The organism is Maribacter sp. MJ134, from assembly GCF_003970695.1.
In the GTDB taxonomy this organism is placed as follows: domain Bacteria; phylum Bacteroidota; class Bacteroidia; order Flavobacteriales; family Flavobacteriaceae; genus Maribacter.
The window spans coordinates 3686081-3698908 of sequence record NZ_CP034570.1; the positions used below are offsets into that span (position 1 = coordinate 3686081).

Sequence of the window (12828 nt, forward strand, 5' to 3'; positions counted from 1 at the left end):
ACCCATGCGCCAAACCATTTTTATTTTCTTTTGTCTGGTGGCCTTGGCCAGTACATCCTGTAAAAACGAAATTCAAAAACCCTTGCATCAAAAAATGGAAAGAAAAAATAAAGTGGTTGTTTACCAGGTTTTTACAAGGCTATTTGGTAATAACAATACGAACAACAAGCCTTGGGGAACCATTGAGGAGAACGGGGTAGGTAAGTTTGATGACTTTTCCCTTCATGCGTTGCAAGAAATCAAGGAGCTGGGAATTACACATATGTGGTATACCGGTGTTCCGCATCATGCAGTTATAAATGATTATACCGCCATCGGTATTTCTAACGATGACCCGGATGTAGTCAAGGGAAGGGCGGGTTCACCATATGCCGTTAAGGATTATTATAACGTTAATCCTGACTTGGCCGTAGACCCCGGTAATAGGCTTCAGGAATTTAAAAACTTGGTAACCCGTACACATGCCACCGGTATGAAGGTTATCATAGATATTGTTCCAAACCATGTTGCCAGAGGTTACGAGGGAAAAACCAATCCTACCGGGGTAACCGATTTTGGAGCCAACGACGATACCACCTTGGAGTACCACCGAGATAATAACTTTTATTATATTCCAGGGGAAGAATTTAAGGTTCCCGAATGGAAGGATGGTTATTTGCCTTTAGGCGGAGAAGAACATCGCTTGGCAGATTCCAAATATACCGAAGTGCCGGCCAAATGGACAGGGAATGGCTCTAGACTGGCACAGCCAGATATGAACGATTGGTATGAAACGGTACGGATTAACTACGGGGTGCGCCCAGATGGCTCTTATGATTTTGATTCGCTTCCAGAGGACTTTGCACAAAAGGGAATCGCGGAACACGCTGCGTTTTGGAAGGAAAAATCGGTTCCAAGTTCTTGGATAAAATTCAGGGATATTGCGTTGTACTGGTTAGATTTTGGAGTAGATGGCTTTAGATATGACATGGCCGAAATGGTGCCGGTTGAGTTTTGGAGCTACATGAACTCTAGCATAAAAATGAAGAATCCGAATGCTTTTCTTATGGCAGAGGTATATAATCCTGACCTATATAGAGCCTATATTAAAAAAGGTAAAATGGATTATCTATATGACAAGGTAGAACTTTACGATAGTATAAAGCACATTATGAAAGGCTACGGGTGGACGGATCATATACCCGTTGTTCAAAAAGGTTTGGAAGATATAGAGCATCATATGCTTCATTTTTTAGAGAACCATGATGAGCAGCGCATTGCTAGTCCGGATTTTGTGGGCGAGGCTAAAACGGCTAAACCGGCCATGGTAGTTTCCGCCACCATTAGCACATCGCCTACCATGATTTACTTTGGTCAGGAAGTGGGGGAACCTGGAGCGGAAAACGCTGGTTTTGGCAGCCCAACGAGAACCTCGATTTTTGATTATATCGGTGTACCCCATTTTCAGAGATGGGTCAATGAAAAAAAGTTCGATGGGGGTCAGTTAAGTGATGCAGAAAAGGAACTACGAGATTTTTACAAGCGTCTACTGAACTTCACTATAGAAAGTGAAGCCCTTATGGGAAAATATCGTGAGATACATTTCTACAATAAGGAGCATACGGACAATTATAATCACCGGGTGCTGTCCTATGTGCGTTGGAGTGAGAAGGAAAAATTGGTAGTGGTATCTAATTTTGACGCGCACGAAAATCATACTTTTCAACTTAAGATTCCATCGGAAATAATTAGCGAATGGAAATTGAAGAACGGAACTTATAAACTAGTGGACGGTCTGTACGGTTTCAGCCAAGAATTAAGGGTTGTAGATGGTGTAGGAAATATCGATGTGCATTTAAATCCATTAGAATCTTATATTTTTGAATTGAAAAATTAGAAAAATGTTTAAAAAGATTTCAATTTTAGCAGTATTCATTCTAATAACGGCTTGCGATATGAAAAAACCTTTGGTAATTGGTCATAGGGGAGCAATGGGTCATGAAACTGAAAATAGTTTAGCATCTATTCAAAAAGCACTGGATTTGGGGGTAGACATGATAGAGATCGATGTCTTCCAAATTTCCAGTGGTGAGATTGTCGTGTTTCACGATGAAATGGTAGATAGGCTTACCAATGGCCCAGGAAAAATAGAAGAATATAATATCTACGATTTAAAAAGGTTAACCCTGGATGGAGGACATAAGATACCCATGCTTCAAGATGTATTGAAGTTGATAGACAATAAAGTGGCCCTTAATATTGAGTTAAAGGGGGCGAATACGTCGGACAGGGTAAACTTTATTATGGATTATTACATCAAACAAAAGAATTGGTCTCCTGAAAATTTTATCATTTCTAGTTTCAATTGGGAAGAGTTACGCACTATGCGTAAACTGAATGATGAGGTAGCGATAGCGGTTCTGACAGAGGAAAATCCTATTGATGCCATTCCCATAGCGAAGGAACTTAATGCGGTAGCCATAAATCCCTATTTCAAAAACCTGGATTTAGAAGTTGTTAACGAAATACGAGATGCCGGGTTTAAAATATATACATGGACGGTTAATGAACCCGCTGATATAGATGCCATGAAGCGAATTAGCGTAGACGGGATTATTACCAATTTCCCGGAAAGGGTTCAGTAATGTATGATGTTCTCATAGTTGGTGGTGGTGCGGCAGGTTTCTATGCAGCACTCCATGTCGCTGAACACCTTCCTAAAAACAAGGTGGCCATACTCGAAAGGGGGAATGAAGTGCTTTCGAAAGTAAAAGTTTCCGGAGGTGGCCGTTGTAATGTTACCCATGCCGAGTTTGACCCAAAAGAACTTTCCAAGAACTATCCCAGAGGAGAGAAAGAACTTTTAGGTCCTTTTCATACCTACGCCAGCGGAGATACCATCACTTTCTTTGAAGAAAGAGGAATTGCATTGAAGATAGAAGAGGATGGCCGTATGTTTCCGGTAACGGATTCTTCACAGACCATCATTGACTGTTTTTTGTCCGAAGCAAAGCGATTAGGGGTAGCTATAAATTATAAGAGTCCAGTAGTAGGCATCACGGCAGAAAAAGAGCATTGGCTGGTAAAGACTAAAAATGCCAGTTTCAAATCCAAGAAAATTATTATGGCCACGGGAAGTAACCCTAAAGTATGGGACCTGTTAGGTAATTTAGGTCATACCATTATCACTCCTGTACCCTCTTTGTTCACGTTTAACATACAGGATAAAAGAATTGCCGATATTCCTGGCTTAAGTACTGCTGCTGAGGTTCATGTTTTGGAAAGCAGTACGGGAAAGGGAAACTTATACGGCAAGAAAAATAGAGAGGCCGTACTTACCTCGGAAGGCCCTTTACTCATAACACACTGGGGAATGAGTGGACCGGCCATCTTAAAACTATCCGCGTGGGGTGCCAGAATTTTAAAAAACTACAACTATAATTTTAAGATTCAGGTCAACTGGGTTCCAGAGTATCATAAGGAGGGACTTTTGGGACTGTTCATGGAGGTAAAAAAAGTAGAACGTAAAACAGTTTTACGAACAAAAGTAGTAGATATCCCCAAGAGGTTGTGGGTAAATCTAGTACGGGCGTCTGGGATAGCTGATTCGGACACATGGCCAGATGTCTCTAAAATACAGCTTCAAAATTTGGCGGAGCAATTAACCAACGGAATTTATCAGGTTACTGGCAAGAGCACCTTTAAAGAAGAGTTTGTTACTGCCGGCGGCATTGATTTAAAGGAAATCAACTTTAAGACCTATGAGAGTAAAGTAATTCCTAATCTGTATTTCGCTGGAGAAATAATGAATATAGACGCCATCACCGGAGGCTTTAATTTTCAGAATGCTTGGACCTCGGGCTATATGGCGGCACAAGGAATAATTGCTGAATTAGCGAATGACGAATAAATATGGAGAAGTATATCGCTTTTTTAAGAGGAATCAATGTTGGAGGTCACAAGAAAGTACCCATGGCAAAACTTAGGGAAGTGCTGGATGTTACTGGTTTTCATGAGGTAAGAACATATATTCAGAGCGGTAATATTGTATTTAAATGCCCAGAGAAATCCGTCAGCGAATTAGAGCAAATCATTAAAAAGACCATTGAGGATAGTTTCGGTTTTAGAGTTCCGACTTTAGTAAAATCTCTTGATGAAGTTCAAAAAATCATAGATGATAACCCCTTTACAACTTCAGAATATTTAGAAACTAACAGCGTTTATTTTACACTCCTTTTTGATGTTCCGTCGGGGGAACAGATACGTTCTTTTGAATCGGTTACCTACCCGAATGAAGAATTCAAGATTTCCGATAGCTGCGTGTATCTTCTTTGTAAAAAGGGATATGGCAACGCAAAGTTGAACAACAACCTTATAGAACGCAAATTGAGAGTTACCGCCACAGCAAGGAACTACCGCACCATGAACAAGCTTTTGGAACTGGCCTCCTAAAAAAAATCTTTCTTTACTTTTAGGAACAAGAAAATAGTATTTTTTACCTACTACCTACTACCTACTACCTACTACCTACTACCTACTACCTACTACCTACTACCTACTACCTACTACCTACTACCTACTGCCTACTGCCCACCGACCATCAATTAAGCTCCCATATTTTATAGTTAAGGAGCGTGGCAAAACATACCCATAATAGATAAGGAATCAATAAAATGGCCGCCAACTTGCTCACTACTTTAAACCATTTAATGGTTAAAATAAGCATAATCAAGAGTGCAATGATTACCCAAAGTGCATAAAACGGACTTTTGAGTCCAAAAAATACGATACTCCACAGAGCATTTAACAATAACTGAAAACCAAAATGATAAAGTCCCGTTTTTACATATTTATGGTGGAAACCCTTTCCCCAGACCCATCCCGCAGCGATGCCCATGAGTATGTAAAGTGTGGTCCAAACTGGTGCAAATATCCAATTGGGCGGATTAAAACTTGGTTTGTTCAGGGTTAAATACCAGTCATTAACAGAGCTCTGCGTTGCAAAACTGGCAAGAAACCCAATAACTAGGCAAAGGGTAACGGAGATAACGATATAGACTAGTTTCTTTTTCAATGCTGAGCAGTTTAGGTCTAAAATAAGGAATTATTTCAATTGATGTAGCTAAAAACTATCTTTGCGCAAATACTGTTTTAATGACCGAAAAAGATTTTGTGCCTTCAGCATATCACAATTTAAAAGAAGAAGGTGTAGTTGGTTTTAAATCCCCGAGTAATATAGCTTTAGTGAAGTACTGGGGAAAGAAGGAGAATCAGATTCCGGCGAACCCGTCCATTAGTTTCACCCTAGATGCCTGTGCCACCAAAACCATTCTTACTTACAGTAAACTGGAAAAACGGGCAACGAGCTTTTCTTTTGATTTAATTTTTGAAGGAAAGCCAAAACCTAGCTTTACTCCTAAGATTACGACTTTTTTTAGTCGTATTGTAAACTATGTACCGTTTTTGTTGGACTATCATTTTGTAATTGAAACTTCCAATTCTTTTCCCCATAGCAGCGGTATCGCCTCATCCGCAAGCGGTATGTCTGCGCTTGCACTTTGCTTAATGGAAATAGAGAAAGAACTGAATCCAGAAATATCAGACGCTCATTTTGTGCAAAAAGCATCGTTTTTGTCCCGATTAGGTTCAGGTAGTGCCTGTAGAAGTATTCAGGGAGATATCGTGCAATGGGGAAACCATACCGATACGGATGGAAGCTCCGACTTATACGGCATAAAGTATCCCTACGAGGTACATAAAATATTCAGGAACTATCACGACACCATCCTTTTGGTGGACAAAGGAGAAAAACAGGTAAGCAGTACGGTAGGTCATGATTTAATGCACAATCATCCATTTGCTCGTCAACGCTTTGCACAGGCCCATGAGAATTTAACAAAACTCAAGTCGGTCTTTAAGGAGGGAGACCTTAAGGAATTCATTAAAATTGTAGAGAGCGAAGCACTTACCCTACATGCCATGATGATGACAAGCCATCCTTATTTTATTTTAATGAAACCGAATACTTTAGAGATTATAAATAAAATCTGGTCGTTTCGGGAACGTTCTGGTACACACGTTTGCTTTACCTTGGATGCTGGCGCTAATGTTCATGTTTTATATCCCGAAAACGAAAAAGAAGAAGTCTATCAATTTATTAAGAATGAGTTAGTTGTATACTGTCAAAACCAACAGTATATTTGTGATAGAATTGGTTTTGGAGCCAAAAGAATAAACGTAGGCTTGGATAATTAAAAACAAGAATTTACGTTCTTTGTTGAACCGTTTAACCGATTTGTTCAACTAATTTAGAATAGTTGATTATATTTAGTTATTATTTTAGATATCAAGAATGAAAGGACCATTATTTTACTCTAAAATACTTCTTTTTGGAGAGTATGGAATTATTAAGGACTCCAAAGGACTTTCTATACCTTATAATTTTTTCAAGGGAGCCCTGAAAATGGACGATAATACATCGGAGAAAGCGCAACAATCCAATATGGCGCTGAGCCGTTTTGCCGAGTATTTAGATAAGCTTACAAAAGAACAACCAGAGTTGGTGTCTTTTAATGTAAAGGAGTTAAAGGAAGATATTGCCAAAGGCATGTATTTTGACAGTTCTATACCTCAAGGTTACGGAGTAGGTAGTAGTGGTGCTTTGGTAGCCGCTATTTATGATAAATATGCCAATGATAAGATTACGGTATTAGAAAATCTTACCAGGAAAAAATTACTTAAGCTAAAAACGATTTTTGGGAATATGGAATCTTTTTTCCACGGAAAATCATCTGGCTTAGACCCCTTGAACAGTTACCTTAGCTTACCTATACTTATTAATTCAAAAGATAACATAGAGTCTACCAGTATTCCTACGCAAAATGCGAAAGGTAAAGGGGCCGTTTTTCTTTTGGATAGTGGGTCAACCGGTGAGACCGCTCCGATGGTGCAGCTTTTTATGGAACAGATGAAGAGTGAAGGTTTTAGGAATATGCTTAAAAATCAGTTTATAAAACATACCGATGCCTGCGTAGAAGATTTTGTCAATGGTAATGTAAAATCCCTTTTTGGAAATCTGAAACAGTTGTCAAACGTAGTTTTGGATAACTTTAAACCTATGATTCCCGCTAAGTTTCACGAACTGTGGAAACAGGGCATAGACAGTAACGAATATTACTTAAAATTATGTGGTTCTGGCGGCGGCGGTTACATCCTTGGTTTTACAGAAGATTTGGCCAAGGCCAAGAAGGCATTAAAAGACTATAAATTAGAGGTGGTTTACAACTTCTAGGACGCATCCATTCCATGTTTAGTAGAAAAAACAAACTCTTACTTCTTAAAGTGTTGAGTCTGTTTTCTGTGGTACGTGGTTATAACGTTCTGATTATAGCCCTAGCGCAGTATTTAGCTTCCATTTATATACTGGCACCAAAATTACCGCTAGGCAGGGTTATTTTGGACATCAATCTCTTGGTCATCGTCTTGGCTTCTACCTTAGTCATCGCAAGCGGCTATATCATTAATAATTTTTACGATGCCGAAAAGGACCTGATCAACAAACCCAGGAAGAGTATGTTGGATAGGCTGGTGAGTCAGCGTTTTAAATTAACCACCTACTTTGTATTGAACTTTCTTGCGGTATTCGCGGCGAGCTATGTTTCTTTTAGGGCCGTATTGTTCTTCTCGGCCTACATCTTCGGTATCTGGTTCTATTCTCATAAGCTAAAAAAAGTGCCCTTTGTCGGAAATTTTGTCTCTGCAACCCTTGCTATTACACCTTTTTTTGCTGTTTTTGTATACTACAAGAATTTTGAAAATGTAATTTTTGTTCATGCCGTTTTCCTATTTCTGCTGATACTATCACGGGAGATGATAAAGGATTTGGAGAATATTTCTGGAGATTTGGCTCAGAACTATAGAACAATTCCCATTATTTATGGTGTTAGAACCTCTAAATTCTTAATAGCGGCCTTAATTCTATTGACGCTGATACCATCATTGCTTCTTATCTTTAAGTTCGATATTGGCTATATGCATTATTATTTTGCAGTTTGTGTGGCTCTTTTGTTACTCTTTCTGTTATTATTGCTAAAAGCTACGACCAAAAAGCATTACGTCTGGTTACATAATATTTTGAAGTTGATTATTGTTGCAGGTGTTTTTAGTATTCTTTTAATCGATATTGATTTGGTTTTAAATCGGATTTTATAATGGAACATATATTAAAAGTAGCATTGGCTCAAATTGCTCCGGTTTGGCTTAATAAAAAAGCTACCTTGGAGAAAATAGAGGCCACTATAAAAGAGGCCGCAAAAGAAAAAGCAGAACTCGTAGTCTTCGGGGAAGCCTTGCTACCCGGTTATCCGTTTTGGTTAGCCTTAACAGAGGGCGCATCCTGGGATAAGAAAATAAATAAAGAACTCCATGCACATTATGTTAGAAATTCCGTACAGATAGAGGCGGGAGAATTAGAAACGGTACAAACCCTTGCAAAAGAAAACAATATTGCCATTTATCTAGGGATGATGGAACGTGCTCAAAATCGCGGAGGCCATAGTATCTATGCCTCCTTAGTATATATAGACCAGCAGGGGGCCATAAAATCGGTCCATAGAAAGTTGCAGCCCACTTATGACGAACGACTCACATGGGCGCCGGGTGATGGAAACGGACTACAGGTACACGCACTAAAACAATTTACGGTGGGCGGTTTAAACTGTTGGGAAAACTGGATGCCGCTTCCCAGAACCGCACTTTATGGGCAGGGAGAAAATTTACATGTAGCCGTTTGGCCCGGGAGTGAGCATAATACAAAAGATATTACAAGGTTCATTGCACGGGAGTCTAGAAGTTATGTAATTTCAGTTTCTTCCTTAATGTCTAAAACCGATTTTCCGGAGGACACGCTGCATCTTAATACCATTCTAGAAAAGGCACCTAAAATATTGGCAAACGGAGGTTCGTGTATTGCTGGCCCTGATGGGGAATGGATCGTTGAGCCGGTGTTACATGAAGAAGGATTGATTTATCATGAATTGGATTTTAATCGTGTCTACGAAGAACGGCAGAATTTTGATGCCGTTGGGCATTACTCTAGACCAGATGTCACCAAACTTACCGTAAATCGTGAACGCCAATCTACGGTCGAATTCGAAGATTGATTTAGTTAGGTAGTATTGCTAAGGCGGCAATCCATTTTCCTACCTTTGCAACTAAATTCGCATCATGAGTAGGGAAGATTCTAATAAGGGTAGAAAAGCATCGGGAAGACAAGGAGGTAACTTTAGGAAGAAGAGTTACGCCCGTGGTAATGCGCCTATCAAAAAAACTACGGCACCCAAACAACCTTCTGACCTTAACGCTATACGGTTAAATAAATATGTAGCTAACTCCGGTGTATGCTCACGTAGGGACGCCGATATTTATATAGCGGCCGGTAATATTACCGTGAACGGTAAACCTATTACCGAAATGGGTTACAAGGTAAAGCTAGAGGATGAGGTAAAGTTCGATGGGCGTTTGTTGAATCCCGTAAAAAAAGAATACGTACTGCTAAACAAGCCAAAGGATTTTTCTACTACCGTGCGTGATGAGAAAGGCAAACGTCATGTTTCCGGACTAATATCCAACGCTTCCAAGTCTAAACTGTTGCCGGTCGATAAATTGGACAAAGAGCATACAGGTCTTTTGGTCTTTACCAATGATGGTGATTTAAAGAAAAGATTAAAGAGTCCTATTAACGGAATACGTAAAATATACCACCTTGTTCTTGATAGGGATTTGAGAAGTGCGGATCTTAAAAAAATTCAAGAAGGTGTAACCGTGGAAGACAAGGCTGTTCGCGTTCAGGATATTAGTTTTATAAATAATGCGCCCAAACGAGAGGTCGGTATTGAAATTTTTAGCTCCAGAGGTAAAATTGTAGAACGACTTTTTGAGGAGTTAGATTATAAAGTAATAAAACTGGACCGCGTGGTTTATGGCGGACTCACAAAAAAAGACTTGCCTAGAGGCCACTGGCGTTTTCTAACGGAACAAGAGCTGGTCAATTTAAAAATGATCAAGTAGTCTTAAGTTTTTCATAAGCATTTTTCTTAACTAATAACTATGAAGTTATTCCAATGTGAAAATTGTAATAATCCTGTGTTTTTTGAAAATGATAAGTGCGAACAATGTGGTTATCATTTGGGTTACTTAGATACCACTTTTGATTTGTTAGCATTACCACCTAATTTAAAACAATGGCAAAGCCCCGCAGATGGCTTGCAAAACTTTGTTCGGTGTAAAAACTATGTTTATAATGTTTGTAACTGGCTGGTTCCGGATACCGATGCAACTGGTTTTTGTACGGCTTGTAGACTGAATAGGACAATACCGGACATAGGAATTAAAAAAAACCTGAAAAAATGGAGAAGGATAGAAGTAGCGAAGCACAGGCTTATATTTCAACTTCAAAAACTACGATTACCCGTTCAAAGTAAGTTAGCACACCCCAAAACAGGCTTTTGCTTTGACTTTCTATCCCGAAAAGATGCTGGGGACAACGGCAAAAACTTAATGACCGGCCATGCCAATGGGGTAGTTACTATTCTTCTTTCCGAGGCAGATTCAGTATTACGGGAGCAAATGAAACGGGAAATGAATGAGCGCTATAGAACGCTCATAGGTCATTTTCGCCATGAGATAGGACATTATTATTGGGAATTACTTGTATATTCTAATGAGGAAGTGCTGAGTGATTTTAGGGAATTATTTGGTGATGAGCGTACATCTTATGGAGACGCTCTTCAAAATTATTATAAAAACGGACCTCAAAAAAAATGGCGAAAGAATTTTATTAGTAAATATTCTTCCTCGCATCCTTGGGAGGATTGGGCAGAGACTTGGGCGCACTACCTACATCTTTTGGATACCGTGGAAACGGCCCATTACTTTGGAATTAAAATAGAGCCGAATTTAAAAGATAAAAAACATCTAAGGATGAAATCTATAGTTGATCCCTATGAGGAATCAAGTTTTAAAAAAATAGTAGGGAAGGCTATTCCCTTATTCTCTGCTATAAACAGCATGAACCGCTCCATGGGTATTGCAGACGTTTACCCTTTCGTTATTTCCAAACCTGTAATTAGGAAGATGGAATTCATACACAAACTTCTTAAAAAGAATCGTCTTACGGTTTGATGTAAACCACTTAGATTTATTGTTCCTCGAATAACAACCAAAGATTAGGGTCTAGTTCAATGGTTTCAGGTCGTTTTGGTGAAGGAATTATAAACTCTTCTTTTGTTTTGGTAACCTGTAGTGTTTCAATCTTGGTTTCCTTTCCGGTTACGATGCCGATCTCCAATGGAAAATCAAAGCTGTGATGTTCCTGTAGTTGATGAATGGTAATGCTCAGTTTCCCGTTGGCATAGTTCCAATCCCATTGAAGTTCTGGGTATCCTTTTGTAAATATCCATTGTTCAAAAAAGCCTGATAAATCTTGTCCTGAAACTTCCTCCATAGATTTTTGAAAATCCGAGGTCATCGCATTAGAATTTTGATATTTCTTATAATAAGATTGAATGCCATTCCAGAATACGTCGTTCCCTAATTGATGACGGAGCATATTCAAGACCCATCCCCCTTTTTGATAAGTGTTTGTGCTTAATACTTTTAAGGGATCTTTAATGGAGGGGTCCACTATGGGCGACGGATTTTTTTGGTAGTATTCAATAATCTGCTTTTTATCCAAAGCCAGTTCCTTTTTGCGTGTTTCGTCGCCATAAACCGATTCTTGATACAGTATGGCAAAGTAGGTTGCAAATCCCTCGCTCAACCACACATGGTTCCAATCATTTTCGCTGGCGGAATTACCGAACCACTGGTGGGCTACTTCATGCGCGATAAGTCCTTCGACTTCATTTTTGCCGGTGACCGAGTTTTCAAAGTAGGCAATGTTACCAGCGTTCTCCAAACCGCCCCATTGGGTCTTAGCTTGCATATTGGCAAGTTTCGCATAAGAATAAGGCCCTATGTTATCAATAAAATATTTCAGCACTTTAGAGGCCACGGCATAATCGTTAAAACCCGCTAACCTGTTTTCAGGATACACCCATGCCGATACCGGAATGTCGTAAACATCTTTCAGTTGTCTGCTCGCGAATCTAGTAACGCCAATAGTGACCACTTTCATAGCTACCGGTGCAGGTTCATGGTAAACCGTAAATTTCATGCCGTCTCCTAGATTACTCTCTTCTATTTTTTCGCCTGTGGCCACTACATCGTAATGCGAGGGTGCCGTAATTCTAAATTCTACCGACGCTTTATCATAAGGATGATCTACGGACGGCAACCAATGTCTGGCCAGATTGGGCCAATTGTCACCAAAAAAAGAACGCTGCCCAAACTTGGTGGTATCGATGACCAATCCTCTTTCCGGAACACCTTGGTAATTTATAGTGAATGTTCTTTCCTTCTTGTCCGTTGCCGACGGATTAATCTTAATTTTATTATCGATATAGGTATAATCTACCAACCTCCCTGCTTCGGTAACACCAGAAACGTTCATCCCATAATCCTTAATTTTAGCGATGAGGTCTAGAGCAAATGAACCTTCTTCTAATTGGTTTATGGTTACGGAAGTTTCACCTATAATCTCGTTGGAATCATCACTTAAGGTAAGATCAAAAACGTACGATTTAACATCAACGGAGGTATTCCTCTTGTAGGTGTCCTGAGCGTAAGCATCGGCAGTTATAATTAATAAGATAAAGATTGATATAAATTTTGTTATAGAGCTATTCATTTAAAGAGATGATTTAATCAGCAATTTAATCATAATCTAATTGATAGTTAGTAAGAGCCTAA

Annotated in this window: 12 protein-coding genes; 10 read left to right on the top strand and 2 right to left on the bottom strand. The window is 39.4% G+C overall.

What is annotated here, in order from left to right; genetic code table 11:
* Positions 1-4: 4 nt before the first annotated feature.
* From EJ994_RS15915 to EJ994_RS15930, 4 genes are read left to right on the top strand one after another with little or no spacing between them, the layout of a single operon-like run.
* Complete coding sequence (locus EJ994_RS15915; RefSeq protein WP_126593388.1) at positions 5-1876, top strand: alpha-amylase family glycosyl hydrolase; 1872 nt, start codon at positions 5-7, stop codon at positions 1874-1876.
* 4 nt (positions 1877-1880) lie between these two features.
* Positions 1881-2624 carry a glycerophosphodiester phosphodiesterase gene (locus EJ994_RS15920; RefSeq protein ID WP_126593389.1) on the top strand — a complete coding sequence of 248 codons (744 nt, stop codon included), beginning with the start codon at positions 1881-1883 and terminating at the stop codon, positions 2622-2624.
* The gene (locus EJ994_RS15925) at positions 2624-3889 is read left to right on the top strand and encodes an NAD(P)/FAD-dependent oxidoreductase (protein WP_126593390.1); all 1266 of its coding nucleotides are present in this window, start codon (positions 2624-2626) and stop codon (positions 3887-3889) included. The genes EJ994_RS15920 and EJ994_RS15925 overlap by 1 nt, the downstream gene beginning before the upstream one ends.
* A gap of 2 nt (positions 3890-3891) precedes the next feature.
* A complete protein-coding gene (locus EJ994_RS15930) occupies positions 3892-4431 on the top strand; it encodes a DUF1697 domain-containing protein (RefSeq protein ID WP_126593391.1) in 540 nt (179 codons plus the stop codon).
* A 148-nt stretch (positions 4432-4579) separates the two neighbouring features.
* On the opposite strand, the gene EJ994_RS15935 is transcribed toward EJ994_RS15930, so the two are convergent.
* Complete coding sequence (locus EJ994_RS15935; protein ID WP_126593392.1) at positions 4580-5053, bottom strand: TspO/MBR family protein; 474 nt, start codon at positions 5051-5053, stop codon at positions 4580-4582.
* Positions 5054-5133: 80 nt separating this feature from the next.
* On the opposite strand from EJ994_RS15935, the gene EJ994_RS15940 reads away from it, so the two are divergent.
* The 6 genes from EJ994_RS15940 (at position 5134) to EJ994_RS15965 (ending at position 11160) form a co-directional block, all read left to right on the top strand.
* Positions 5134-6234, top strand: a complete 1101-nt coding sequence (locus tag EJ994_RS15940; RefSeq protein ID WP_126593393.1) for a diphosphomevalonate/mevalonate 3,5-bisphosphate decarboxylase family protein — start codon at positions 5134-5136, stop codon at positions 6232-6234.
* 97 nt (positions 6235-6331) lie between these two features.
* Positions 6332-7270, top strand: coding sequence for a mevalonate kinase (locus tag EJ994_RS15945; RefSeq protein ID WP_126593394.1), 939 nt, complete (start codon positions 6332-6334; stop codon positions 7268-7270).
* A 14-nt stretch (positions 7271-7284) separates the two neighbouring features.
* On the top strand, positions 7285-8190 hold the full coding sequence (locus tag EJ994_RS15950; RefSeq protein ID WP_126593395.1) for a geranylgeranylglycerol-phosphate geranylgeranyltransferase: 906 nt from the start codon (positions 7285-7287) through the stop codon (positions 8188-8190).
* On the top strand, positions 8190-9140 hold the full coding sequence (locus EJ994_RS15955) for a carbon-nitrogen hydrolase family protein (RefSeq protein ID WP_126593396.1): 951 nt from the start codon (positions 8190-8192) through the stop codon (positions 9138-9140). The genes EJ994_RS15950 and EJ994_RS15955 overlap by 1 nt, the downstream gene beginning before the upstream one ends.
* A 64-nt stretch (positions 9141-9204) precedes the next feature.
* The gene (locus EJ994_RS15960) at positions 9205-10047 is read left to right on the top strand and encodes a pseudouridine synthase (protein WP_126593397.1); all 843 of its coding nucleotides are present in this window, start codon (positions 9205-9207) and stop codon (positions 10045-10047) included.
* A gap of 39 nt (positions 10048-10086) precedes the next feature.
* Positions 10087-11160: a putative zinc-binding metallopeptidase gene (locus EJ994_RS15965; protein WP_126593398.1), complete on the top strand. Its 1074-nt coding sequence runs from the start codon at positions 10087-10089 to the stop codon at positions 11158-11160.
* Positions 11161-11176: 16 nt separating this feature from the next.
* Here EJ994_RS15965 and EJ994_RS15970 read toward each other — a convergent pair whose 3' ends face one another.
* Positions 11177-12766, bottom strand: coding sequence for a M1 family metallopeptidase (locus tag EJ994_RS15970; RefSeq protein WP_126593399.1), 1590 nt, complete (start codon positions 12764-12766; stop codon positions 11177-11179).
* Positions 12767-12828 lie beyond the last annotated feature (62 nt).